Origin of the sequence: Scopulibacillus cellulosilyticus, from assembly GCF_042665295.1 — a bacterium.
Taxonomy (GTDB): Bacteria; Bacillota; Bacilli; order Bacillales; family Sporolactobacillaceae; genus Scopulibacillus_A; species Scopulibacillus_A cellulosilyticus.
The window spans coordinates 77,918-103,830 of record NZ_JBHTCO010000014.1 but is presented as its reverse complement, the minus strand read 5'-3'; the positions used below and the strand labels follow the sequence as shown (position 1 = coordinate 103,830).

The following is a 25,913-nucleotide window of genomic DNA, read 5'->3' as shown; positions in this document are numbered from 1 at the left end:
TTATATTCCTAAAATGTTCTTGGTTTTTACAAAGAATGTTGATCAATCTCTTTTTCCTTCCCGATAAAAGTTCTATTCTTCTTTTGATAAAATAATAAATAGGATCCAACGGCAATAATTGTTATTAATGAGGTGAGAATGAACTGCAAACGCATAGAATCAATGAAGGCTTGTGCAATAAAAATGAAAAGCAATATGATAATAGTGAAATAAGTTAAATAGGGAAATAACCACATCTTCACTTTGAGAGATTCGGGATTATTTCTTTCTGCCTTTTTTCTCATTCGCAGATGAGAAAAAGCAACAAATAAATACATCAGTATTGTAACGCCGCCTGAGCTGTTTGCCAAAAAGACATATAAAGTATTTGGAGACAAGAATTTAAACATCGTACAAACATAAGAAAAGAAGACGCAAGTCAATACTGCCCAAACCGGTACACCTTTTTTCGTTAATCTTAATAATACACTCGGCGCGTCTCCCTTTTGGGCTAAGGAGTACAACATACGTGAAGAGGTATAGATCCCGGAATTGATAATAGACACCGCTGAACTAAAGACAACAATATTTACAATTTGAGCTGCCGCTGGTATATTCGCCATTCTAAATACACTTGCATATGGATATTTAAGTGCCTGTGTATCATTCCATGGAATAATAATAACAAGTATCGCTACCGAAAAAACAAAGAAAATGAGCAAACGCCAAACAACACTATTTATTGCTTTTACAACATTTTTCTTTGGATTTTCAGACTCCCCTGCAGCAATTGCCGCAACTTCACTTCCTGAAAGTGAGAACATAATAAAGACAACGCTTAAAAGAACAGGGAAAAATCCTTTTGGAATGAAACCGCCATCTCCAGTCAAATTAGAAATACCTGGGGACTTAACACCGGGCACAATGCCAAATATCATAGCTATTCCCAAACATAAAAATACAATAATGGTGATAACTTTTATAAAGGAAATCCAATATTCAAATTCCCCATAAGATTTAACCGAATACATATTTGTAATTGTCATTAAAACGGGCAGCGCCAAAGTACCAGCCCATGAAGGTATTAATGGAAACCAATCATGGATCATAGTTCCTGTTATCGTGGCTTCAATTGCAATAATAATAACCCAGTTAAACCAATATAACCAGCCAATGGTATAGCCGGCCCACGGCCCAATGGCTTGATATGCATATGTTGAAAAAGAGCCGCTATCGGGATTTACAGCAGCCATTTCTCCCAGCATCCGCATGACAAGAACCACAATCAAGCAAGCTATTAAATAAGATAAAATAGCACTTGGCCCTGCCGATTTAATGATATCGCCGCTCCCGACAAATAAACCGGAGCCAATAACTCCGCCAATAGCTATCATTGTCACATGGCGGGTTTTAAGGTCGTTGTTTAACTTTTTTTGTTGATCAGGCACACTCATCACCCTTCTTGCACGGAAATTTCTCTAATCCTAAAATTCACTTAATTTAACGGATAATTATTTCGATAGATTCTAAAATATTATTTTCCGTTATTCCCCAGTATTAACTATCTGCTTTCTATAAAAAGAAATGTACACACTTATTTTCCATATTAGAAAGCTAAAATGTGCACATTTCATTACTTGGATTAGATTCTTTCAATAAAGCATAAATGACGTTTTAAAGCTATATTTTACCAACGAATTTCTCCCAACTTTATCTTTTAATCTCTTATATCAGTTTCCTGTCTTAGATGTAACATTGTTCTCAGCTAAACGCAATGCAGCTGACAAATGATGGCCTTCTAAACCTTCAATTTCAGATTGTTCCGCGGCATGACTTGCCAATAATTCAATACCAGCGCCTGTAATTTCTTGATGAGTGACCACTTTAACATAATTTCCAACCCAAAGCCCTCCGGTATAACGTGCAGCTCTATCAGTCGGTAAAGTATGATTGGTTCCAGAAACCTTGTCCGAGAATACGACTGAACTGTCAGAGTTTAGGAAGAGAGATCCGTAATTATGGAGTCGATCCATAAGACTTCGGCTATCTTTTACATGTACATGAAGATGTTCAATGGCATAATCATTGCAAATATCCAGTCCTTCTTCTAACGTCTCAGCTACAATAACTTCTCCCATATTCGCCCATGAATCATGAGCTGGAGAGTTGGACGAGAATTCCTTCAGAAAGCGATCAACCTCTTGAATTGTTTCTTCAGCCATAGTTCGTGAGGTTGATACCATAATTGCACGCGCATAAGGGTCATGTTCTGCCTGTGCTAATAGGTCAGCAGCACATTTTTTTGGTTCCGCGGTTTCGTCTGCAAAAACGAGAACCTCACTAGGTCCTGCAATCAAATCGATACCAACTTTGCCAAACACCTGGCGTTTAGCTTCTGCTACAAAGCGATTTCCAGGTCCGCCGATAACATCCACTTCTGGCACGGATTCAGTCCCATAAGCCATGGCGGCAATGGCCTGAGCTCCTCCAATTGCAAAAATATCGGTAGCACCTGAGCGTTTAAGTCCATAAAGCACTGCAGGGTGAATGCCGCCTTTGTAGTTTGCAGGACTGCAGGCGATTATTTGTTTAGCACCCGCTACTTTTGCAGGAGCAACAACCATTGGTCCCGATGATAGAAGAGGAAAACGTCCGCCCGGGATGTATGCACCTACTTTTTCAACCGGAATAATGCGGTGCCCCATATGAATTCCTGAACCGAAATCCTTCTCAAGAGGTAAAATACAATTAAGCTGCGCCTCTGCAAATGCTGAAATCCTTTCTACCACACGGTCGATTAATACTTTTACATTTTCGGGAAGTTCACTTATACTTTTTTCAATTTCTTCTTCACTTACTCTAAGAGGGCGTACGGATTGACTAAATCGTTCCTCGTATTCCTTAACGGCAGCGTCTCCGTTAGCTTTTATATTAGAGATAATCTCTTTTACCGTTTTCTCAACTTCTTCTGAAAATGTTTGTTCATGACTCTCAGCCCTTTTTAAATATTCCATTTTCATTAGCTCCTTGTTTTTAAACATTTTGTCGGTCATTAATTAAAATACTAATTTACTTCTCCAAAGGAATCCCTTAAGATATCCCAGTAAAATTGCCATCATCTAAATATTTATTACTTTCATCGTTCTCTTCATTGTCAGTATCCAAATAAATTTGTCTTAAAACTTCCAATCCATCAAATAACAGCCATTCTTCTACGACTTTTTCATTTCTAATTCTTAAATGGTTGATTCCCGAAATTTCAATCGGTTTACCGCTTGCCTTGCCGAAATAGCCTTGTCCTTCATGCATACCTTGAATTCTCCAACGAACTGCAACATCCCAATCTTGTTCTGAATCTTTTTTGTTGCAGGTCACTCTGTCAATCAAGACTTTGCCATTTGGAACAGAGGCAAATAAACTGATAAACATCCCTTGAATTTCGTTAGAACCAACTAGGTCCTTATTACACACATAGTGAACAACAGCATTTTCTTCGTAAAATTTCCTCACGTAGTTAAAGGAACGCCTTTGCCAAATCTTATTAAACATTTCGAGAATAAAGTCGCCAATTTCAAACTCACTGGATTTTGGCACATAAATTTGTGGCGGAAGACCTGCCTCAGCCGTTTCCGGATTTCCAAAGTGAAGGTTAGGTGCCAGTTTTTGAGTACTTTTAGCAAGCTTCTTAGCCACTTCAACCGGATCATATCCCAATTGCTGAACGAGGTGATAAGTATCCATCACAAGCCATTCTTCATAAATCTTATTTTCATGGATTAAACAATCGGCTGTCGTTCTAAACATAACTTTTTTTCCTGTGGCAGGGCCATATAGACTGTCTCCTGTATTTGTCGCTACTGATCTGCCGCGGTGGGAAGTAAAAAATCCATCTTTATCATTACCGGACCATATGACACTCCACCCTAAACCTTTTCTATCGGGAAAAGCATGAAGAGTCTGCAATGTGCCTGAAATCACTTCATTTACCCCATGACTATTAATTAGACCTTTGTGAGCCTGAACGCCAGTACTATAAGTATCATAAATCAAGCCTATGTCCTTTTCCTTCCATATTTGACGTGTAATTTTTACAATGTAATCAACAATATTGTTATAATCGCCAAAACCTTTCATGCTTTGTTTTTTCTTTTCGCTGTCGCTGATATTTAAGTAATCTTGGTCATCTTTATTATCAATGCTGTTTACCTCTTTACTGTCTGCGTAAAAGACAATATTACTTTTGAAAGTTGCTTTGTTATTATCATTATCTATATTTCTGCTATTTTGTTCCTCAATGATTTCAGAGTTATTGTTGTTCTTTTTATCCATGCTGAACCCATCCTTTTAAAATAAATAATATTTAATAAGCTTAACTTGACATCGTTCTTTATTATTAAAACCTTGTATCCCAACGATATACTTAACGCTAAACTCAAACGTTGAATACGTATTCAACATTTGACAAGTTTCACCTCATCTGCCTTTTCAAGCAAATTAATTGTAAACGATTCCATTATATTAGTTAAATAAGTTAAGTAAACAATATTTTTGCTAGTATGATCGAACAGCCTATTTCAAAGGTTTTATAAAAAAGCCTTATATACAATCACCTTCTAATTTGAAAAAATAACTGAATACGTATTCCTTAATACAAATCCATTATAAATGGTGGGTTTCCCATTGTCAATGCATTCATTCATTTGTTACCCTTAAAATTATTCCAATTAGTAAGAATTATTTAAAGCAGTAATATTGAAGCTTACTAGTTTAAGTTTCGGGAATGATTAAAATGAAATCGCATCTGAGAAACCCACCCGTACAATGTTACAATGGAATCAGGGATAAATTTCATAGTCTTTGTACTTTTTAAGTACTCTAAATATCTATCTTGCTGAAGATACGGCAGTCCTCATCATTTCTTCTCTCTTTTTATAGAAATCTAACAAGTTGGCTTGTTCATACGAATATGCAGTCTTAATTAGAACATCTTCTCTATAATGGTTTGCGATTAATTGAAGACCAATTGGAACGGTTTTATTAAATAAACCACCAGGAATAGAAATCGCAGGATGACCAGTTACATTAAATAAACTGGTAAATCGAATCAAACATTCATCAACAGATTCCAACTCTCCTTCTAACATTATCTCTTTTAGACCTATTTCAGTTGGAATGACAGGTATTGTTGGCGTTATCAGAATATCTACATATTCAAAAAGCTGAGTTATTTTACTAGTTATTTGCTTTCGTTTGTTTAAACCATCAATGTAAGCGTGAGCAGACATTGATTTACTCTTATCAAATGTCTCCTTAGCGCCTTCACTATATTCGTGTAATGATGACTTTATTAGATCTCTATGGACATAACCAACCTCTGAAGTACATATAGCGTGGGCAATTTCTCTAGGATCTTCAACAAAAGGTATATCAATTTCTATAAGAATTGCTCCTAAGTTCTCTAATTTTCTTAAGGCTTCTTTATATACATTTTCAACATGGATATCAAGCCGTTCATTAAAGTATAGCTTAGGTACGCCAACTCGCATTCCTCTTATGTCGGTATTACAATTTTTTTCAAATGATTTCTTCGTCATCGCTTCCAAAATAATAGCTAAGTCTTCAACATTTCGGGCAATTGGACCAATATGGTCAATTGTATTAGATAAAAGAATGCCGTTTGTGTTAATGAGATCGTGCGTCGGCTTTAATCCAACAACCCCATTGCATGAAGAAGGAACCCGAATAGAGCCCGCTGTATCTGTTCCGATTGAGCCCATACAAAGATTAGCTGCAACAGCAACAGCTGAACCGCCGCTGGAACCACCGGCTGTAACACTGGCATCCCAAGGATTTATAATATCTCCGAAAAAGGGATTTTCTGAGGTAATACCAAATCCAAATTCATACATATTGTTTTTCCCAATATTTACGGCACCTTCAGTTTCAAGCTTTTGGACAACATGTGCATGTTTTTCAGGAATTTTTAATCCCATGCTTGCGGCAGCATCCATTATTGCTAAGGCCATTTGATCTGAAATCGCAAAAAAGGCAGTTGGCGTTTCTTTTTCGACCATTAATTTTTTCACAAAACGATAAACATCTTCTTGTGAGTATTCCCCTTCATATACAAACGATTGCCGGAAAGGAAGGTTATATTTTTTTAGTGCTTCTTGATAGCCGGCGTAACGCTGATCAACCGTAAAATATTTCGACGGGCCTGCAATAAAGGCTATTTTTCTATGCCCCAATTGAACAAGATGCTCCATCGCCAGAAGCGCGCCTTTCTTATTATCCAAAACAACATAATGCGAGTCAGTATCTTCAACGGTGCTGTTATGCAAGATAACTGGAAAGCCGGAATCATAAAGGTCCTTTACTGTTTTGCTGTTGCGGCTGACCGATGAAATAATCACCCCGTCCACACGCTTACTTAAAAGTGTTTGTACAGCGTGATCCATGTTGCTGTCAACATGATTGGTATTACTTATGATAATGTCGTAACCCATTTCCTGTGCCCGTTGTATCATAATCTTGGCTGACTCTGCGAAAAACGGATTGGAAATATCACCTACAATCAGGCCAATCGTATTGGATTTATTGGTTACCATACTTCTTGCAACTGAATCGGGAGTAAATTTCAATTCCTCTATGGCGTCTAAAACTTTTCTTCTCGTTGCTTCTTTTACTTGGGGATAGTTATTCAGCACTCGCGACACCGTGCTTTGTGAAACATTGGCCAATCTTGCAATATCATTGACTGTTACTTTCATTTTTTCCTTCCCTCTTAAAACATTATTGAATACGTTTTCATTTTATCCAATATCATATTTAATGTCAATATTAAATATTCAAACACTTTAGGAATTGGTTCTATTAGATAATGACAACAATTTCTATCTAAGAGATTCTTTTTGTTTGAAAGATATTATTAAAAATTTTTTGGTTTAATTAACATTTAATAAAGAAACCGATTCTTCTTTTTTTGGAATCGGTTTTTAACGTTATAGTAATAATTAATAGTCGATGAAAGTCTTTTCCAAGTGAGTGCCAAAACGCTTGACAGCGGACAGGGCAATATTGGAAAACACTAGGATTGAAACCCTGTGATAAAATAAATACTTATAAGCGCGAGCAACTATGTTGGCCGTGTTATTAAGTAAATCGTGCCCTCTTAATAAAAACTCTCCAATAACAGGTTCCCTTAATTTTGAAAGGATTAATTTAAAAGAATTAAAATAATCGGCAAAGTAATGACACTTAAACAAGTGCTTAATAACGTTGAGCTTGAAACAAAATCAACTTCTGTATTAAACTGAACCGCAAACATTGTTGTATTAGCAGCACTTGGCATTGCTGCCATAAGAATCATAATATGCTTTAAAGCTGAGTCTACAGGTAAAATCAGTGTTAATAGCAATGCAATCAATGGCGAAATTACTAACCTGATAATCAAGGAATAAGACACCTTCTCTAAAACAACATTTTTCAGAGGAATTTTGGCCAACTGCATTCCTAATATGATCATAATCGTTGGTATGGCCGCATCCGCAACCATACCAACACCATCTGCCATGGGTTTCCCGATTGGTACATGACAAATATTCAATAACCCGCCGATGATTGCTGCATAGACCATCGGCATTCTAATGACAGATTTAAAAGCGGTTCTGAATCCCCCGCTGCCTTGTTCTCCGCCTCTCGCCGCAAAATAAATTCCTACCGTAGACATAACCAGCTGCTGAACAATCATCAACACAACCGCATAATTCAATGCTTGTTTTCCAAAGGCGAATAAAACTAATGGCGTCCCATAATTTCCGTTATTCATAAATACTGAAGAAAGAATCATGCCGCAAATTTCCTTTTGTGTATAACCTCTAATAAGACCAACGGCGAAAACGATCAGAATGAGAACCACACATAAAACGACCGCATAAAGAAGAATATAAACATGATTAATCGTAAAGTGTGTTTTATAAAACGTTCGAAAAACTAAGAAAGGCGACATTAAATACAGAGCCATAGTTGATAAATTTTTTGTTTCAAAACCAAATAATTTTTGTCCTACAAACCCGATACCAAAGATCATAAATATTGGTATCAATAGTCCGATAAATTCCATTTCAATGTCCTCTCTTAAAAACTATTAACTTTTACGATAATATTTTTCTGGTTTTCATCTTTTCAGATCAATTGATGTTATCATTTCATAATACCCTTTACGTTATAATGTTACGACCTTTTTGCTTAAAAATTCTTCAGCTTTTCCTGCACTGCCGAATAAGTTAATTTTCTCTTTTACTTTAAATTTCATTTCTTCTCTGGCATGACCCAGACTAACTGCTAAATGATATTCCTCAGGATTTTCAGCGTATGTCGCTTGTATGCCCCTTGTAAAAGCTTGTCTTAATTCAGTATCAACATTAATTTTGGCTACACCGTTTAAAATAGCCAGTTTAATTTGACCATCAGGTACATCTGAGCCGCCATGAAGAACAATTGGGCGGTTAACCTTCTCAGAAATATCTTTTAACCTTTCAATAGCAAGCTTAGGAGGTCTTTTATAAATGCCGTGCGCTGTGCCAATTGATACCGCAAGATAATCAACCTCTGCAGCTGTTGCAAAAGCATAAGCTTCTTCTACCGTTGTCAACATGGCATCTTCTTCTGCAACTGTAATATCATCCTCTGTTCCGCCAATTTTGCCGATTTCTCCTTCGCAACCGATATTCAGGGCGCGGGCGATTTCTGCAACTTTTTTTGTTATTGAGACATTTTCTTCAAAAGGCAATCCTGAACCGTCAAACATGACCGATTGAAAGCCCGCTTGAACAGCCTCCATTGTTTGTTCGAATTGTCTGCTGTGGTCCAAGTGAACAGCAACGGGTACTGATATATTTTTAATAAAAATATCTATCATTTCCTTCATTGGCTTTAAACCAATATGTTGGATGACCTTCTGACCAATCATAACCATAACAGGGGATTGTTCTTCTTCCGCAGCCCCCAAAATCGCTTGAAGCGTCTCAACATTATGAGCGCTAAAAGCACCTACAGCGTATCCATTTTGATATGCATGATCTAAAAGTTTTTTCCCCGATATATAAGGCATTTATAACTCCCCCTAACGTTTCAGTTCAATATCATAATGATAAAAGTCACTTCGATATTTTGTTATCGCAAACTCGATTGGTTTGTCATCCAATCCAAAGCTTATCTTTGTCATTTGCAGCAATGCTTCCCCCGGTCTGATACCAAGAAGATCGGCTTCTTGAATAGTAGCATTTAAAGCAGATATTTTTTCCGATGCCCTTTTCAAAAATATATTATTCTTTTCTAATATGTCATAAAAATTCACTTTATTTAAGTCGCATTGATTCAGGACTTCCCCAATTGACCGAGGCCAGCATGTTCTTTCTATAGCAACCGGTGTTTCATCGGCGAATCTTATTCTTTCTATTAAAAATATCTTTTCATCTTCCGGCACTTCCAATTGTGCTTTTTCCTGAAATAAAGTTTCACTAAACTGCGAACGTAAAAGCTTGGAATGAGGCGTCAAACCTTTTTCCATTGCTTCTTCAGCGAAGCCTCTTAATTTCCCGAGGCTTCCAACAAGCTGCTGGGATTTTACAATTGTGCCTTTGCCTTGCTTCTTTTCTAAAATTCCTTCTTGAACAAGCATAGAAATGGCTTGGCGAATCGTTGTTCTGCTCACGTTAAATTCATCCATCAGCTCTTGTTCTGTAGGAATAAGCGTATTAGCGGCCCAAATGTTGTTTTGTATACGATGAATTAATATATCTTTGACTTGAAGGTATAGGGCAATATTTTTTTTTGGATCAACAGATAGTTTGCTCATGTTTAATTATTCTCCTTTTCAAAGAGGGAGGATAATTAATAATGTCATCTCCAATCAAAGGTTCTAACCATTTATAAAATCGATCCCTATGTGTTAGAAACTCTATCGGCAACAACTTTTCTCCTCCGTTAGCAACACGTGTCAATGATTGCGGTTCTAATATATAATTATATCCGATATGTTGTTGCCTTTGAATAGATACCATCACACCACTTTTTCCTGCTTTAATCCATTCCGCAGCTGTATGTCCCGTCTTATAGGCTTCAAGACGATCCTGAAATGAAACAGCCATTGATGAACATCTCTGATGCATCCCCAATATCTCCGCCCTTGCAGCTAAGCCCAGTTCTTGCTTTACCAGCTGTTCTGCGTCTTTAGATATGCCGCCGAGTACAGAGCGGCCATTAAAACTGGCGAATTGTGTTTGAGATTCTCCAGCAAAATTAAAACCCTCACTCATTACAATGGTCGCCATTCCATACTCTTGAACAATTTCCTTCACTTGACTTAAAAAATGACCTTTTTCAATCTTGTCTTCAGGTAAGCAAATCAGATGGGGCCCATCTTCATCGCTTTGTTTTAATAAACCAGAAGAAGCGGCCAGCCATCCGGCATTTCTCCCCATGGTTTCTAAAATTCTAACTTGTTCAAAATTTTTCATTGATTCTAAGTCACTGTTAATGTCTCTCGCCGATAAAGCAACATATCTTGCTGCACTGCCAAACCCTGGCGCATGATCTGTTCCGCACAAATCATTATCAACCGTCTTTGGAATGCCTATAACCTGTAAATCGTATCCCATCAGCCGGGCTTGCTGGCATATTTTATCAAGAGCTGCCATTGTCCCATTGCCGCCAATAAAGACAATTGTTTGAATATCATTTTTTATGAGATGTTTCACGGCTTGAATGATTTTATCATCGGTTAACTTATACCTTCCCGAACCAAGACATGCTCCAGGTAGATTCTTAAATTCTCTTACCCTATTAAGCATTTGTCCTTCCAGGTTAATCAATTCGTTATTAACAAGACCCTCATATCCATTTTGTATTCCAAATAATTGCGCATCCTCATTGATAGAATCTAGAAAACCTACCAATGATGCATTAATGACAGCGGTCGGTCCGCCGGATTGACCAATTGCAATTTTCACAGATACCCCCCTCCTCCTCTTTATTATCTATATACAAGTGTTTCTAATCCTAATTGTCTTCCAAGTTCAATCAAAGGCTCAACAACATCGTCATAAACAAGCGCATAATGCGGCTCGTATCCGCTGTTCATTAATTCATACAACGTATCATTGACATCAGTTGCAAGAGCAACTTCCACAGACGTTCCGCTAAATGGCTGAGGTTTGTCTAAAGCTTCACCTTTTAAAATTAACAATCTGTAACCTTCAGATGTATAACCTACCCTAAAGATTGTAACTCCTCCCGGCTTTAGTCCGAATTCCATAGTCAGCCCCATTTTTCGATTCGGATGAACGCCAGCCTGTGCTCCAGTAGCCGGATGGGCCAAAGAGTATGCGCCCGCACCGCAATGCCAGAAGACAACCGAATTATTGTCTTCATCCACATGAACAAGATCCCCTAAGTAGGTTGCTGAACCACCGCTTAATTCTTGCAATATAAACATTGAAACAGCACCATGAATATCTGATTCACAGGAAGAAACAACACCATCTTCAGTAAAATGGGACAGCGTTGAACAAGCGGCAGTTCCTAATTCAGTAAAAAAGTCTGGCCAACATCTAATTGCTAATCCTTGAATATGATGATTATGAATATAATTTTTTACATAAGCAGTAAACTGCGCAAACCTTTTTACTGTCTCATCTGTTTTTACGAGATCCATAATCTTTTGTTCAGCTTCTTCAACCAACGGCTTCCATTCTTCTTCTTTTAAATCTTTAGCCTTTTGAAATGCATCAAATAAGTCCATTTTATGAATTTGCACGCCGAAAGTTTGTTTTAATTCGTCTTCATTTGTATCTGAAAAGTAAAATCCAGGCGGATGTTCACCGATAACACCTATGGTTAATTGACGTAGCTTTTCTAACACTTGATTAACTTTGAGCTGATTTGTAAGCTTATCTTTTAATTTTGGTTCATCTGGGTTGCCAAAGACAAAGGCAAATGGATGATTGTTATTTTTTAAAACATTGCAGGTGCTATTTCCGCCGGTTAATGAGTTTAATCGAAGCCGTCCGCCGACACTTGGCTCCCGGACTGACCAGACAATGACTGGTTGATCAAATTTTTCTATTACCTTTGCTATAAATTCCCCGTCTGCAAAAGTAACACTTTGATAAATAATCGAATCGCATCCTTTTTCAGCTATTACTTCAAGAAATACTTCCAATTCTTCTACAGATGTCAGAATCCCTTCCGGTTGATAAACGTTTTGACAAACATCTGTTAATAAATCCATGCTTTGACGCCTATACTTTTCACCGGCATCTAAATCAAAAGTTTTTCGGCCTATAGGAAGATAAGCAACTGAAGTTTCTAACATTATGATCCTTCCTTTTTCTATTAGTTTCTAAATACATCATTACCTTTTGTAACATCATAATTATCTTTATGCATTAAACTATGGCACTTGATATAAATAATGTCAATGATTATTTAAGCTGTTTTTTTATATTTTGGAAATCATTTGAAAAAGGTCAGCATATGGCGAGTTCTTTCTGTAAAAGACAGCCGGGCAGCCAATTGGTGCGTTAACTTTTACATCTCCCCCCATATACTCTTTTCCTGTCCATATATGAATCCATTGGTCATTAGGTAAATAGACTTCCCATTCAGTTACACTGCTTTTATAAACAGGGGCCACTAATAGATCTCGCCCAAATAAATACTCGTATTGAATGTTATAAGCCTTTTCATCATTTTCGTAGTGCATAAATAGTGGACGTTGAACAGGAATACCTTCATCAGCATTGGCCTTTACAAGTGTTTTAATATAAGGTTTTAATTTGACGTAAATATTTGTCATTCTTGCTAAATGTTCTAATGATTCATCATCATCATCGAATTGGAAACAATCATACGGCCGGTTGCCTTCATGAGTTCTCATCACAGGAGTAAACGCTCCCATCTCGGCCCATCTCATAAAAAGTTCTTTTGTTCTTTTATTGCCATGTAAGCTTGTGTAACCGCCTATATCACTGTGATGCAGACCATTACCGCACATACCTGAAGATAAAGCGGCTGGTATGACAGAGGCTAATCCATCGTCTAAACTCCAATTGACACTTTGGTCTCCTGCCCACAATAATGGACAATAATTTTGCGTCCCTGTATATCCCGCTCTCATAAAATAGACAATATCACCGCTTCTGCCAGCTTCCCTAACAGCCTCATCATTAATTTTCGCCCATAAAACCGGCCAAGCATTATGCATTAATTTAGCAGATTCTGCACTCGCAAGTTCGACATCTGTAGGTAAATATTCACCAAAGTCAGCCATCCATCCATCTAACCCAAAGTCAATTAAATTTTCTTTTATAACCTGCCTATACCATTTGCACGCTTCAGGATTCGTAAAATCAACGACACCGCAATCAAATTCCCCAAAATCAACAAGGTAATCTTCTCCCTTATGATTTTTGGCTAAATATCCTTTTTGGCTCGCTGTTTTGTATAAATCGCCATCAACAGCAACATACGGGTTAATATAACCTAAGAAGCGAATCCCCTGCTTCTTCCAATCCCATATTTTTGTATCAAGTTCCGGATATATTTCCGGATTCCATTTCCAATCCCACATTAAGCGTTTACCAAAGGAAGTATTCCTTATCCCTTGCCAGTCCTGACACCAAACACCGCCGACTTTAATACCTTTGTCTAAAGCACGGCTTAGTTTTTCCTCAACAACTGATGTTCCGCCTTGGATTCCGAGCCAAATGCCATTGTAAGTCCAATCAGGCAACTCCGGCTGGCGTCCAAACAAGTCTGATATTTTCTTAACGAGATCTATAAATGTTTCAGCTTTATCAAATAAGATAAATTGAGGAATATTCCAAACCTGCAGTTCATGAAAATCTTCATGACTAAAATCAAAGTCTGCATATGCCGTCGTTTCAACATGGCAAAAGTATTTATCGCTGGAAATATAGGTTGGCTGCGGATAGTTTGTATTATAATAATCACCGCCTGCCTTATCTTTAACATCTGCTTGCCATGTTGTGTAGGTATTTTTATTTCGGCCGACACCGGGCTCAGATGTCCAAAGCGGAAAATGCTTACCCCGTAAATTAAAATAAGATAATTGTTCTCCGCATCCATACACTTTTTCATTTTGATATGAATTGATTCTGATCCATAGTCTGTTTACATCGTCTGATACATTATTAAACTCTATCTTTAACCTTTCTCTGTCCTGTTTAATTGTTAATATTATAGCGGCTTCTGTATTTGAATGATTTGAGAAAGCAATAGTCACCTTGTTATCATTCACGGATTCAATCTTGGTATATCTCAAAGCAATTCTTTCTATTAAATAATCCTCTATTTTGAAGTTACCCCGATACATTTCAATATTTTCTTCACCTTTTCCAATGAAAACAACAGGGGAAGTTTTAGTATGCTTCATCAATTTAAGATTGCCAAAGAGTAATTCAAACCCTCCATCTATTTCATTGACACTAAAAATCTTTTTTTCTGTTTGATTAATCATGTTAAATCCTCACTCCATCCAGTACTTATACTATAGGTAAAATTCAGATAATTTAAATTCCATTTCGACCATTAAGTTCAGCTACAATTTTATTAAATCTCTTATCCGAAAGTTTATAGAAAAGTCCCATAACAACTATTGTAGCTATGGCTAAAACACCAGGATATATAAACATAAGGCCTTTAATACCTTCTATAGCCTTTACGCTTTGCACAGCATTAGGTACATATCCTACCATCCCTAATACTAATCCTGGAACAAATCCGGCAATAGCCTGAGAAAGCTTCCGGAAGAAAGTATAGAAAGAATAGACAACACCCTCAGATCTATTGCCTGTTTTCCATTCTCCATATTCGACAGCGTCAGATACAAGAGCCCAGTTTAAGCTATTAACAAACGAACTTCCAAAGAACGCCAAACAGGCAAATACAATAAATACAACCGGATCTTTAGCGAAGAAATAAGCTGAAATATCCCCTATTGCCCAAATGGCACAACCTATCATATACGTCATTTTCTTGCCAAACTTTTTGGAAAGAAATGGTACAAAAACGACGCCAATGAATACACATCCCATACTGAAGAAACCCATATACGGTACTATAGAAACGTTTTTAAGAACATATTGGCAATAATAGACTTGTACTGCAAGTTTTACATTGAATGCAGAAAATGTAAACAAATTCACAAGACATAAAACCATGAGCGGCGCATTTTTAAATAGAGACTTATAGTTTTCCTTTAGTGATGTTTTAGATTGTTTTGGCCTTTCTTCAATATATCTCTCTTTAATGTTAGCATAGCAGTATATTTGTATTAAAACACCAGCAATAGCAAAAATGGATACTGCTATGAGATACCCCATCGACGTATTGTGAACGCTTAAAACAATCGGCATAAATCCTACAGTGGTAATAAGTAATCCTAAGTTGGAGCCTGCCTGCCTAAATGATGCCAATTGTGCACGTTCACTTGCGTCTTTAGTCATAGCAGGCATCATAGAGCCATAAGGCACATTAGAAATACTATAAATTGTTCCAAAAATCATGTAAGTGACATATGCCCAAATGATTTTACCCGTCAATGAAAAGTGCGGTGTTGTGAAACTTGCTATAGTAATAAGCGCAAGCGGCAATGCAGCAAATAATATAAACGGCCGAAATTTATCTTTTGGTCCAATATTTTTCCGATTATCAACCCAAGTACCGACAGAAATATCAGAAATAGCATCCCAAATTTTTGTGACTAAAAAAACAGATCCTGCTATTGCCGACGGTAATCCTAATGCGTCTGTGTAAAACTTAAGCAAGTAAATCTGACCTAAATCAAACAAAAAGTTATTTCCAACGTCCCCCATGCCGTAAGCAATTTTTTCCCTTAGTTTTAGCTTACCAGTCGCTTTCTTTTGCTCATTAATATTTTGAGAAACAACCTGACTCATAACGAATACCCCCAATCATAGATTCTAGCCCGCTACGGTCAATCTATATTTTGTTAATCACCTTAATGGAAACGCTTTCTAAGTTTCGTTAGTTAATAAAGTATCTTTAAATTTTCCCCTTTAATTCCGGGATATGCACCTTGATCTATAAGTCTAGCGTTTTCGGGATGAGCTAACAGCCATTTGTTCTTCATAAAAAGAAGTTTATCTTCAAAACGATTTACCGGAAAGCTGTCTACCAGCTTTTCATTTGTACCTTTTGGCAGTACGACAACACATTTATAACCGTTATCAGTTACTTTGCAAGGTGCAAAATGCAAAGTGGTTTGATAAATTTCAATTGCTGTACCTTTAGGGATAAAAAATCCCTTTAATTGCTCTACAGAAATTTCGTTGTTCTCAATGTCACGAATATGACCTAAAATTAAAAACATATCAGTGATTGCAATATTAACTTCACTGCTCTTGTGATATTCTAAACCGTTAAGATTTGAGTTCCTTCCATTACTATAGCCGATTTGAATATCCATACCCCCGTATAAACTTCTAAAATAGCTTTGAAATTCTGGCAAATCTATCTTCGGATAACTCGGTACATAACAATTCCCATGTTCCGGCAGCTCACTATCTTCCATCTTATCATCAAATACCGTGAAATTTTCCTTAATAATTTTCCCATAAATTCCAAAGGTCTCATCATAAACATCGAAACATTTAAGTTGTTGATTTTTTTCCTTTATCGTTTCAAACAAAATGGACATTTTCTCACCCCTCAATCATATTGTAACGTCATTACCTTTAGTTGAAATGTCATAATCTTTACTTAATTATATGTAATCGCATTCAAAAAATCAATATATAATTTCGATTTGGTTGAAATATTATTAAAGTTAGAAATTAAACATCCTAAAGTTCTTCTATTAAATAGTCCCCTGAAATGCCGGTAAGATATTATTTAAGGATTCCTTTATGAAAATCAAAATAAAGTTTTTAATCATACTTAATGTTAAACTAACAGAAAGAATTGCTTCATAGCTGCAACATTTATTAATTTCTTATTTGGAGGTTGATAATATGGAAGAATACTCTTCCGTTATTTCATTTATCAAAGAAATAGAGCGATTAAAAAATAATACAAGAACAGCTTGGACAAGTAAGGGAAAAAGAGAAAGTATAGCAGAACACTCATGGCGGCTCACGATGTTTTGCATGGTTTTAGAAGAACATTTCCAAGATATAGATTTCGGCAGAGTACTTCGTTTATCTTTAATACACGACCTCGGTGAGGCCTATGAAGGGGATATATCAGCAACAGTTCATGCAGATTCCGAAACGAAGCTGAAAAAGGAAGAGGATGCTCTTATAAGACTAACAGGATCTCTCCCGGAAAAAACTCAGCAAAAATTTATGGCATTATGGCAGGAATACAATAAAGGCGAGACAAAAGAAGCCAAGCTGGTAAAGGCACTTGATAAAATAGAAACGATTATCCAACATAACCAAGGTGTTAATCCCCCGGATTTTGACTACCTTTTCAATCTTGAGTACGGACAGAAATACGCTATGTTCCACCCAATCATCCAAACCATTAGAGAAATCGTTGACCAAGAAACGCTTTCTCGAATAAACAATAAAGAAACATGAAGGATAAAGTTTTAAATGAATGCTTAAATTTTGTCCTTCATACGGCTAATGAAGGACATTTTGCCTGATATTATTTGAAAAAATGTCTTTCATCACTCATATCCTTTTAATATTTAGGTAACTGCATTTCAATGCGATTCCTTCTCTTTTTTGAAAATGCATTTTAAACTCGTAACTGAAGTTAGAATCCGCTGCGAGTTTTTCTTTGTTTTTAAGATAGACATTACGGTAGTGCTTAAAGCACTGCATTACCCAATTTTTTATGTTATATTTTGTTTATTGTGTTTTTCTGGAGGTACCCCTTGATATCAAAAATATCTTTATATATAGAAAGAAAGAGGTGGAAAAATGACATCACAAAATTACAATAGGAAATTGATTGTGACATTGCTGCTGACTGGGGCGTTTATTGCTATTTTAAATCAGACGACGATGATTACAGCTATTCCTCCGATTATGAAGGAAATGCATGTCAGCGCCAATTCTGCTCAATGGTTAACAACCATTTTTATGCTTGTTAATGGTGTGATGATTCCAATTTCAGCTTTCTTAATTGAACGCTTTACATCGCGGCAGCTTTTTATTTGTGCGATGAGCATTTTTGCCTTTGGAACGTTAATTGCCGGGATTGCACCGAACTTTGCTTGTCTAATACTTGGAAGGATTATTCAGTCAGCCGGTGCAGGGATTATGATGCCTCTGATGCAAACGATCTTTTTATTAATTTTTCCGGTTAATAAGCGCGGTCAAGCGATGGGGCTCGTTGGTCTCGTTATTCAATTTGCGCCAACTATAGGGCCAGCCTTGTCAGGTTGGATGATTAATACCTATTCCTGGCGCGTGATGTTCTTTATTATTTTTGTTATTGCTCTTGTCATTATTGGCATTTCTATTAAAGCTATGCAAAACGTTACAGAGCAGACCTATCCGAAAGTTGATATCTTATCTATTATTCTATCGTCGTTCGGTTTCGGAGGATTGCTTTACGGCTTTACCAGTGCAGGTAATTACGGCTGGGGGAATATTGCAACCATTCTCACCTTAACGATTGGCGTTATTGCTTTAGTGATATTTATCCTTAAACAATTTCGGCTCGACCACCCTATGCTGGAATTCAGGGTATTTAAATATTTCATTTTTACACTGACCACCATGATAGGGATGATCGGGTTTATGGGCCTTATAGGGATAGAAACATTAATCCCGCTCTATATGCAAAATATGCGAAGCTATACAGCTATGGAATCCGGATTAGCCATTTTACCGGGAGCGCTCGTCATGGGCTTGATGTCACCGATCACGGGTCGAATTTTTGATAAAGTTGGAGCAAAATGGTTGACGATTATTGGATTAATCATTGTTACCCTGACAACAGTGCCTTTTGCAAACTTAACGACGTCTACATCGTTTGCTTTTATCGCCATCTATTATTCAATTCGGATGTTTGGATTGGCAATGGTGATGATGCCCGCGACAACAGCCGGCTTAAATCAATTGCCTAAGCGGTTAATCCCGCACGGTGCAGCAATGAATAATACAATGCGTCAAGTCTCCGCTTCGATTGGAACAGCGATTATTGTAACAGTCATGACAACAACAGGCGAGGCTGCGAAACATGATCCAAGTATTTCAAATCCAATGATTCATGGCGTTAATGTTGCCTTTATGGTGATCACTATACTTTCAATTATTGGGGTCATTTTAGCTTTCTTTTTAAAGAAAACTTCCCCTCCGGAGGAAGAGAGCGGGAGCAGAGAAACCAGCAGGCGTAAAAAGGTGGTAAGAGGTTAATAGTAAAACAGGGGTTATTCCCCTGTTTTTTTTGCCTCAGTTATTTTAAAATGACTGCATTTATATTTTTCTAATGAATGGCGGCTTAACCCATGACTAATCCGCCATCAACACGAATACATTGTCCAGTTATAAACGAAGCCCACTCTGAGGCAAAAAACAGCGCACTCCCAGTAATGTCCTTTGGAGTCGTCAGTCTGCCCATCGGCGTTAACCGGGTGATAGCTTCCCGTACATCTTCTTTTGTTTCACGGCTTGAGTCAGTCGGATAAGTTAAACCTGGAGCTATACAATTTACTGTAATGCCGAACCTGCCTAATTCTGCAGCAAGATTACGGCTAAATCCAAGCAACCCGGCTTTTGCGGAAGTGTAATCATGATAAGGTATCAGAGGCAGGTCGATTAAGTTTGTAACAATATTAATAATACGGCCGCTGTTTTGATTTTTCATATGAGGCATGACGGCTTGACAAACATGAAATGCTCCGCCAACAGCGCCGTCTATTTGTCTCTGGTAGTCTTCCCACTCGATCTCCCATGCCGTTTTCCGCGTTTTTGGGTTAAAAGTGTAATGAGGAAGGGCATTATTCACAACAACATCAATGCCTCCGAATGAATCTGCAATCTCGTTAACCATTGCTTTGACTGATGTTTCATTCATGACATCCGCTTGCATCGGCAAAGCTTCCCCGCCTTGTTGACAAATCTCTTCACTGACCTTTTTAGCTTCTGCTTCACTTTTTAAGTAATTAACAATGACGGATGCACCTTCTTTGCCGAAAGCTTTAGCAATCTCAGCGCCTATTCCGCGGCTCGCACCGGTTACAAGAACAATTTTTCCTGTAAAATCCATTTTAAACGTCTCCTTTATTCAGCATCTGGATCATAATTCTCAGCATCTTGTTCCGCATTCTTTTCAATATCTGTCCATTTGATTAAATCAAGGAAGTTCAGCTGTCCATCGTGGTGCCATCCGGGTTGAGTATGCAGCATTTCTCCGATTGAACAAATCCGGTTCACACCCGCTTCGCCCAGCTGTTCGGCAAGCCGAAACAGTCTCTCGGGACCTACAGCAACACCTGCCGTTTGTAAATAGCGCCGATACGGTTCTAAAAATGAAATGGAGTCTTCTAAAATTGTACATTTAAAAACATGGACAGTCCGATTCAACGGCGAGGCCGCAAAGGCAGTTTTGTTATGGTAAATGACTGTCCAGCTTGTCCCCTCTGAACTGCCATATACAGCATCTTCCGATTCATTCAGCGCTTCAAATTCATATTTGCTGCGGACGGCACGAATGGCAAGTGCCTCTTCATTTGAAATCTCGGCTCTCGGTTTCTTTTCATGATAGCGCTGAAGCTCTTTGGCTAAGAGCTGCGCAAATTGCTTGGGAGAAACAGCACCGCCCTCCTCAATAAAAACAGAGTGAGGAGAAACACATCCCTGTTGGTCATAAACCGAGATATCTTCTGCCAGACGATGGGCTACCTGATTATAACGGTCTGGGGTCAGTGCTTCTTTACCTGCCATGGCAAAACTTATTTTATGACCGTAACTTAAAAATAACTTATGGTCCGGAACCCGGCTTCTTACCTTTTCGACAGATTGACTTGATCCGTAAACAATTACAGCTTCAGCCTCAGAAATCACTGATTCCTCAAGTTCAATGTTTCCGCCTTTCCATGGCAAAACGGCAAGACAATCAGCGAAATCCTGATTGACTTCGGCCAATGTCTGTGCAAACAAAACAGGCATTAACGGTTCAGAAGACGAGGTTTTTCCTATGTTCGCCGATTTAATAAGCAGTCCCATTATCATGCTCCAAATAGGCAGCCCCGGAACATTGCCTGAGAAAATATGAAAAATGAGCTTAGGGCCGTATGCCTTGCTAAAACCACCTGTTTTACGGGGGCGAAATTCATCAAGCACTGCGGGGTTATCGAATTCTTCGTCAAGAAAACGGAGAAGTTCTTTTTTTCGAAATGTCCGCATAAACCGTTTTAATTCAAGACGAATCATTTCTTTATGATAGCCTGTGATTACCGGCAGCCATTTTTCTGCCAATTGCCTAAAAGGATAATTTGGATCCAGCCATTTCTGTACAGCGCTATCTATGATGTCAACAACTTCTGCTATTTTTAAATTCAGGAGACAGTTTCGCCGATTAGCTTTAATTGTTTGAGAGAGTTCTGATATATCTCCGCTGGAAAACACCGGGAACCGTAAAATTAAGTTCTCATATTCTGATTCATAAATCCGTTCGGTGAACGATGTTAACTGAAACCCTTTTGGCACAAAATAAGCGTCTATCACTTGCGCCCCCTCTTTATCTATCATTGTTGCTGAGCCTCCATTAATTGATCAACAGATATTGAACATCCCCGGGCTTCGGACCCTTCAGCCCGGCCAAGCAAAGTCAAACCATCCGCTGTTTTATATCCCATATCTTCAGTTAAAATTGCGAGACAAGAATTCCAGTTTGCCAGATCATAATGAGCAAGAATTCCAATTTCACCGTCTTTTAACGGTTCAAGCGTTTCAGGATGGAGGACAAGCGTCTTTAACCAGGAAGCGCTGGACATTTTCGTATTCAGCCGGTCACGGAACACAAATTTTTGATCGTAAATTTGCGAGCTTAATTCGGTCATACCGTACATGTTAATGCAATCTTTTTGACTGATAGCGAATGTTTCCTCGAAGGATAAATAGAGCTCTTCTTTTTTTACCTCACGGGATTGACCTTTAAAACCTCCCGTGTCAAACAGCCTGCTGCCGGATGCAAGTTTAAACCGGTTGCCATGCTCCTTGCAGTAATCAAGAAAATGCACATAAGCAAAGGAAGCTCCCATTAGCATGACGGGTTCTTTCCTTTCTTCACTTTCCTTAAGTGCCTTTACCAAACTATTCATATCCAGCCCGTCTTTATTAAAGAAATTCCGGCTGTTTTCATTGCCGAAATGTTTTACCGCCATTGTTAAATACCGTGACAACGATGAGTTTTTATTCAAATCTTCTCCCGGTGAAAGAACAAAAATGGCTCTCTTTTTTCCATCAGGGACGACAAACTGTTTAAAGCCGGTCATCATTGAAGCATCCCAGACTTGCAAAGAAGGATGATGATTTTTTCCGCGTTTTTCAGCATTTGTTGTTCCGCTTGTCATAAAAACGGCCTCAGCCTCTTCAGCCGGTTCGCAAGACAGCACAAGCTCTTTAAACGCTTGAATTGGTATAACCGGTATTTCCCTCCAATTTTTTACTGTCAGCGGGGTTTTCCTTCGCTTTTGGCAAAACTTCTTATAAGGAAGATTAAACTTAAATTGATAGGTAAATAGTTTTAGAGCCAGCTCATTGAATCGTGATTCTTCTTCATTTGACTCCTCAATAAAAGTTAAGATTTGTTCGGTTATTTCTTTAGATTCTTTCCTCATTATTTTTCCCTCTTTCTTTATTTATCCCCAACCAGCTAGGAATATTGACTAACACTAATTGCAGCAAAATAGCAGTAACGGCACCTACTAAAATCGTGTTGCTAAGGAATTTCCCTAAGAAACCATGAACATTGGTAAAATAGTTTGGGAGCGCGATGGATAATAAAATCGACAAGCCTGCAATCATGAAATTCGCTTCAGTTTTCTTCATTTTTCCAAGAATATTAATACCCGTAAAAATAAGCGATGCAGCCGCCGGCAAAAAGATCCCGCCAACAACAGCGTCAGGCGTCACAGCAAGCATCGCTCCCGCCTTAGGAATAAAACCAAGTACAAGAAAGATAATCCCGGCTGCCTTAACCGCATGCCGTGAGCCGACGCCCGTTAATCGGATCAAACCGACATTTTGGCCAAATCCTGTCGTCGGGAAACCGCCGATAAGCGTTGAAATGATTGAACCAATCGATTCACCGGCAAATCCCTTTCGAATCCGTTTGTTATCTAACGGGGCGTTCACCATTTCTGCCGCAGCATGATAAACACCCATAGCTTCAAATACTGCCACAATATACGCAAAGAAAAATGTCCCAAATGAGACCCAGTCAAATTTAAGCGCACCATAAGGAAGTATATGGGGCAATCCAAACCAACCGCTTGTTGCGACCTTAGAAAAATTAACTTCCCCAAGCAAAAATGCGATAACATCACCGGCAACTAGAGCGATGAGAAAAGAATACGAACGAAGCATGCCTGTCCCAAATACAGATAAAAACAGGACAATTAATGAAGTAGCAACTGAGATTGTCAGCGTTTTTCCATCAAGAAAAGTTTTCGATCCCGGGTCCCCTCCTAAATAAAGTGACAGTGTAAAGCCGGATAGTGCAACGCCGACAATTAAAATCACTGAACCGGATACGACTGCTGTAAAAAAAGATTTCAATTTCCCAAGCAAGCCCGTAATAGCTAATATAAAAATGATGATTCCGCTTAACACAATCCCCCCGCCGGCAGCTGCCAATCCGTTAGCTTTTCCGGCAGATATCATAAGTGAATCAAAAGCGGCCGACGGACCTTGAACAACAGGTAATCGTACAAGCCGTGTTGCCTGTACAAGCGTGACCAAGCCCGCTGCAATAAAAATGGCATTCACCATGTTTGCGGCTAAGGCAAACGACAGCCCGATCATCGCAGTCACAAACACAGGATCAAGCCAAACGTTTGAAACAAAGACATGCTGCAAACCATATAAAAATCCTCGAACCGGTGATAATTTTTCTTCCAAACCAACTGTGACTATTCCTGAGTTATCCGAAAGTTGTTCTTCCGTTTCTATCTTTTGTTGCATAAAATATCCTCCCATCAAAAAAAGCCACCCGGCAAGCGGGTGGCTTCAATATATACAAACTGTATAAATATAAATCCACGCCACTTCCCTACGCTAGTGTTAACTAGATCAGGTTCAAAGGGTCGAATCACTTCTCTCAGCTTAAAGCTCCCCTAGTGGTGACTTTTCTTTTTTTCTGTATCGTACACCTATGTTTAAAATTCGTCAAACTTTTTATATCAAATGAATATTTTTCGGGTTTTTATTTTAATAATGGATGACTTTTGACGTTTCTTAATGATCATCATAAGTTTAAAAACGGTGCCAGCAGGCACCGTTTTTATAATTTTCCATTAGGACTGTCGTAGAATTTTTTGATCGCTTGATCAACGTAAACCCAGCCCTTCCAGCCGAGATGCATTGTATCCTTTAAAAAGTACTTGTCATATTCATGGCTTGAGAAATCCGCCACCGGAAAACCAGCCTTTTCTACTTGCTTGCGGACTCTGGCATAGTAGTATTGCCGCGTCTTCTTAGGGACCCCGGCATAATCGTACCAGCGGCCATTCTCTGGAACAGAGATAAACATTGCTTTTGCATGTTTTTCTTTTAATAAGTCCAGCACAAGCTGCAAGTCACCGTACTCAGGTGAATGATAATACCTTTCATGCTTTCTATATCCCTTTAGATGACTATATTTAGGTTTTATTTTCTTCCAATAATGATTGTTAATACCGTAAGTGTTAGAAGTACTGTCTTTTTCACCCATTAAATCGCCGCGATGACGGAGCTGTTTCCAAGAAAGATTTTTTAAGCTTGGATCAACATTAGGATGATGGGGATGAACAGAGAAAGATTTTATCGTATCTCTCCACATGAGCACCCTATAGTCAAATTCTCCATACGCCTTCTCGCCCAACAGCTTCAATTTATTTGTCTGATTACTATAACCGATTCCTTTTAATAAATAAGCCAGATTCTTATCTTTTCTAATAAATTTAAATTGCAGTAACCGCCTGGCAGCGCGTTTCTTTAATGAAGGGTCTATGTTTTTGTTAAATACGAAATCATAGGCCTGCAGTTTTGAAAAGTTTGGATCAAAATGCTTTCTATCCAACCCCTGTTGAGCAAACCATTGCGGGGATAGGATAAAGACAATTTTCCTATTTTTAAGGTCATTTGACATGGATGCAAAGTTCAAAAAGTGAACGAGTGACTGCATACCGCCGCGCCCGACTAGAAATGGGGTGAACCCGTCAGGATTGACTTTAAAATAGTTAGACGGGTGGAAAGGATCTAAACGCAAAAGTTCAGATGACCCATAAATAGGAAGATATTTTTTATCATCCATTGCTTTTTGTTGCAGGGCTATACCTTGAAACATATTTGGATCCAAGCTCGTTGCCGCCTGGTTTACCTTCTTATTGCTTATAAGCGCATGCTGTACACTGCCCGGCGTAAACAATAAGGCAAGGAAAATGATGATGGCCAAGATTAATGGGCCATACCTCGGTTTTTTCATTTCATTTCAGCCAACTTATTAATAATAAGGTTAGGTGTCGCCCATTCTTCGCGATCAAATTCGGAAATCGATACCGGAATGCCTAGTTTATCTTCAATTTCGACTAAAAGATTGACAGTTCCAAAGGAATCCAAAATGCCATCTTCAAATATTTTTACATCAGGATTTTCCTTAACAATATCGTTTTCACAAACATCTTCAAGAATATCTAATACTTGTTCTTTAAATTCAGCCATTGTTAT

At 38.2% G+C, this 25,913-nt stretch carries 20 protein-coding genes and 1 riboswitch; of the genes, 2 read left to right on the top strand and 18 right to left on the bottom strand.

Features of this window, described 5'->3' with window-relative positions:
• Positions 1-26: 26 nt before the first annotated feature.
• From ACFQRG_RS11775 to ACFQRG_RS11720, 12 genes are all read right to left on the bottom strand, one after another.
• Positions 27-1,436, bottom strand: a complete 1,410-nt coding sequence (locus ACFQRG_RS11775) for an amino acid permease (protein ID WP_380966148.1) — start codon at positions 1,434-1,436, stop codon at positions 27-29.
• A 273-nt stretch (positions 1,437-1,709) separates the two neighbouring features.
• Positions 1,710-2,993, bottom strand: a complete 1,284-nt coding sequence (gene hisD / locus ACFQRG_RS11770; protein ID WP_380966147.1) for a histidinol dehydrogenase — start codon at positions 2,991-2,993, stop codon at positions 1,710-1,712.
• A 76-nt stretch (positions 2,994-3,069) separates the two neighbouring features.
• A complete protein-coding gene (locus tag ACFQRG_RS11765) occupies positions 3,070-4,308 on the bottom strand; it encodes an ester cyclase (RefSeq protein ID WP_380966146.1) in 1,239 nt (412 codons plus the stop codon).
• Between the two features lie 554 nt (positions 4,309-4,862).
• Entirely contained in the window at positions 4,863-6,749 is a 1,887-nt protein-coding gene (locus ACFQRG_RS11760) for an amidase family protein (RefSeq protein WP_380966145.1), read from the bottom strand.
• Between the two features lie 446 nt (positions 6,750-7,195).
• Entirely contained in the window at positions 7,196-8,101 is a 906-nt protein-coding gene (locus ACFQRG_RS11755; protein WP_380966144.1) for an AEC family transporter, read from the bottom strand.
• A gap of 102 nt (positions 8,102-8,203) precedes the next feature.
• A complete protein-coding gene (locus ACFQRG_RS11750; RefSeq protein ID WP_380966143.1) occupies positions 8,204-9,091 on the bottom strand; it encodes a class II fructose-bisphosphate aldolase in 888 nt (295 codons plus the stop codon).
• A 12-nt stretch (positions 9,092-9,103) separates the two neighbouring features.
• A complete protein-coding gene (locus tag ACFQRG_RS11745; RefSeq protein ID WP_380966142.1) occupies positions 9,104-9,838 on the bottom strand; it encodes a GntR family transcriptional regulator in 735 nt (244 codons plus the stop codon).
• On the bottom strand, positions 9,819-10,991 hold the full coding sequence (locus tag ACFQRG_RS11740) for a diphosphate--fructose-6-phosphate 1-phosphotransferase (protein WP_380966141.1): 1,173 nt from the start codon (positions 10,989-10,991) through the stop codon (positions 9,819-9,821). Before ACFQRG_RS11740 ends, ACFQRG_RS11745 begins: the two co-directional genes overlap by 20 nt.
• Before the next feature lie 23 nt (positions 10,992-11,014).
• Positions 11,015-12,355, bottom strand: coding sequence for a sulfoquinovose isomerase (gene sftI, locus ACFQRG_RS11735; protein ID WP_380966140.1), 1,341 nt, complete (start codon positions 12,353-12,355; stop codon positions 11,015-11,017).
• Between the two features lie 126 nt (positions 12,356-12,481).
• Complete coding sequence (locus tag ACFQRG_RS11730; protein WP_380966139.1) at positions 12,482-14,521, bottom strand: alpha-glucosidase; 2,040 nt, start codon at positions 14,519-14,521, stop codon at positions 12,482-12,484.
• A 52-nt stretch (positions 14,522-14,573) separates the two neighbouring features.
• Entirely contained in the window at positions 14,574-15,962 is a 1,389-nt protein-coding gene (locus tag ACFQRG_RS11725; RefSeq protein ID WP_380966138.1) for an MFS transporter, read from the bottom strand.
• A 92-nt stretch (positions 15,963-16,054) separates the two neighbouring features.
• The gene (locus tag ACFQRG_RS11720; RefSeq protein WP_380966137.1) at positions 16,055-16,723 is read right to left on the bottom strand and encodes a DUF4867 family protein; all 669 of its coding nucleotides are present in this window, start codon (positions 16,721-16,723) and stop codon (positions 16,055-16,057) included.
• 313 nt (positions 16,724-17,036) lie between these two features.
• Between ACFQRG_RS11720 and ACFQRG_RS11715 the strand changes: the two genes are divergently transcribed.
• Together ACFQRG_RS11715 and ACFQRG_RS11710 are read left to right on the top strand one after the other, a co-directional pair.
• The gene (locus ACFQRG_RS11715; protein ID WP_380966136.1) at positions 17,037-17,606 is read left to right on the top strand and encodes an HD domain-containing protein; all 570 of its coding nucleotides are present in this window, start codon (positions 17,037-17,039) and stop codon (positions 17,604-17,606) included.
• 348 nt (positions 17,607-17,954) lie between these two features.
• Positions 17,955-19,397 carry an MDR family MFS transporter gene (locus tag ACFQRG_RS11710; protein WP_380966135.1) on the top strand — a complete coding sequence of 481 codons (1,443 nt, stop codon included), beginning with the start codon at positions 17,955-17,957 and terminating at the stop codon, positions 19,395-19,397.
• An 85-nt stretch (positions 19,398-19,482) separates the two neighbouring features.
• Here the strand turns inward: ACFQRG_RS11710 and ACFQRG_RS11705 are convergent, their stop codons facing one another.
• From ACFQRG_RS11705 to dltC, 6 genes are all read right to left on the bottom strand, one after another.
• Entirely contained in the window at positions 19,483-20,250 is a 768-nt protein-coding gene (locus ACFQRG_RS11705) for a 3-oxoacyl-ACP reductase (RefSeq protein WP_380966134.1), read from the bottom strand.
• 14 nt (positions 20,251-20,264) lie between these two features.
• Positions 20,265-21,734, bottom strand: coding sequence for an acyl-CoA reductase (locus ACFQRG_RS11700; RefSeq protein ID WP_380966133.1), 1,470 nt, complete (start codon positions 21,732-21,734; stop codon positions 20,265-20,267).
• A complete protein-coding gene (locus ACFQRG_RS11695) occupies positions 21,731-22,825 on the bottom strand; it encodes a LuxE/PaaK family acyltransferase (RefSeq protein ID WP_380966132.1) in 1,095 nt (364 codons plus the stop codon). The genes ACFQRG_RS11700 and ACFQRG_RS11695 overlap by 4 nt, the downstream gene beginning before the upstream one ends.
• Positions 22,809-24,170 (bottom strand): solute carrier family 23 protein, encoded by a 1,362-nt coding sequence (locus ACFQRG_RS11690; RefSeq protein WP_380966131.1) that lies wholly within the window; start codon positions 24,168-24,170, stop codon positions 22,809-22,811. Before ACFQRG_RS11690 ends, ACFQRG_RS11695 begins: the two co-directional genes overlap by 17 nt.
• 68 nt (positions 24,171-24,238) lie before the next feature.
• Positions 24,239-24,334: riboswitch (TPP riboswitch) on the bottom strand.
• Positions 24,335-24,489: 155 nt separating this feature from the next.
• Positions 24,490-25,671, bottom strand: a complete 1,182-nt coding sequence (gene dltD, locus ACFQRG_RS11685; protein ID WP_380966130.1) for a D-alanyl-lipoteichoic acid biosynthesis protein DltD — start codon at positions 25,669-25,671, stop codon at positions 24,490-24,492.
• Positions 25,668-25,907 carry a D-alanine--poly(phosphoribitol) ligase subunit DltC gene (gene dltC / locus ACFQRG_RS11680; RefSeq protein ID WP_380966129.1) on the bottom strand — a complete coding sequence of 80 codons (240 nt, stop codon included), beginning with the start codon at positions 25,905-25,907 and terminating at the stop codon, positions 25,668-25,670. Before dltC ends, dltD begins: the two co-directional genes overlap by 4 nt.
• Positions 25,908-25,913 lie beyond the last annotated feature (6 nt).

What these genes read in the sequence shown, in the direction of transcription:
- hisD (WP_380966147.1), bottom strand. Translation starts at nt 2,993, where the DNA reads ATGGAATATTTAAAAAGGGCTGAGAGTCATGAACAAACATTTTCAGAA.
- ACFQRG_RS11765 (WP_380966146.1), bottom strand. Translation starts at nt 4,308, where the DNA reads ATGGATAAAAAGAACAACAATAACTCTGAAATCATTGAGGAACAAAAT.
- ACFQRG_RS11760 (WP_380966145.1), bottom strand. Translation starts at nt 6,749, where the DNA reads ATGAAAGTAACAGTCAATGATATTGCAAGATTGGCCAATGTTTCACAA.
- ACFQRG_RS11755 (WP_380966144.1), bottom strand. Translation starts at nt 8,101, where the DNA reads ATGGAATTTATCGGACTATTGATACCAATATTTATGATCTTTGGTATC.
- ACFQRG_RS11750 (WP_380966143.1), bottom strand. Translation starts at nt 9,091, where the DNA reads ATGCCTTATATATCGGGGAAAAAACTTTTAGATCATGCATATCAAAAT.
- ACFQRG_RS11745 (WP_380966142.1), bottom strand. Translation starts at nt 9,838, where the DNA reads ATGAGCAAACTATCTGTTGATCCAAAAAAAAATATTGCCCTATACCTT.
- sftI (WP_380966140.1), bottom strand. Translation starts at nt 12,355, where the DNA reads ATGTTAGAAACTTCAGTTGCTTATCTTCCTATAGGCCGAAAAACTTTT.
- ACFQRG_RS11730 (WP_380966139.1), bottom strand. Translation starts at nt 14,521, where the DNA reads ATGATTAATCAAACAGAAAAAAAGATTTTTAGTGTCAATGAAATAGAT.
- ACFQRG_RS11725 (WP_380966138.1), bottom strand. Translation starts at nt 15,962, where the DNA reads ATGAGTCAGGTTGTTTCTCAAAATATTAATGAGCAAAAGAAAGCGACT.
- ACFQRG_RS11720 (WP_380966137.1), bottom strand. Translation starts at nt 16,723, where the DNA reads ATGTCCATTTTGTTTGAAACGATAAAGGAAAAAAATCAACAACTTAAA.
- ACFQRG_RS11715 (WP_380966136.1), top strand. Translation starts at nt 17,037, where the DNA reads ATGGAAGAATACTCTTCCGTTATTTCATTTATCAAAGAAATAGAGCGA.
- ACFQRG_RS11710 (WP_380966135.1), top strand. Translation starts at nt 17,955, where the DNA reads ATGACATCACAAAATTACAATAGGAAATTGATTGTGACATTGCTGCTG.
- ACFQRG_RS11705 (WP_380966134.1), bottom strand. Translation starts at nt 20,250, where the DNA reads ATGGATTTTACAGGAAAAATTGTTCTTGTAACCGGTGCGAGCCGCGGA.
- ACFQRG_RS11700 (WP_380966133.1), bottom strand. Translation starts at nt 21,734, where the DNA reads ATGATAGATAAAGAGGGGGCGCAAGTGATAGACGCTTATTTTGTGCCA.
- ACFQRG_RS11695 (WP_380966132.1), bottom strand. Translation starts at nt 22,825, where the DNA reads ATGAGGAAAGAATCTAAAGAAATAACCGAACAAATCTTAACTTTTATT.
- ACFQRG_RS11690 (WP_380966131.1), bottom strand. Translation starts at nt 24,170, where the DNA reads ATGCAACAAAAGATAGAAACGGAAGAACAACTTTCGGATAACTCAGGA.
- dltD (WP_380966130.1), bottom strand. Translation starts at nt 25,671, where the DNA reads ATGAAAAAACCGAGGTATGGCCCATTAATCTTGGCCATCATCATTTTC.
- dltC (WP_380966129.1), bottom strand. Translation starts at nt 25,907, where the DNA reads ATGGCTGAATTTAAAGAACAAGTATTAGATATTCTTGAAGATGTTTGT.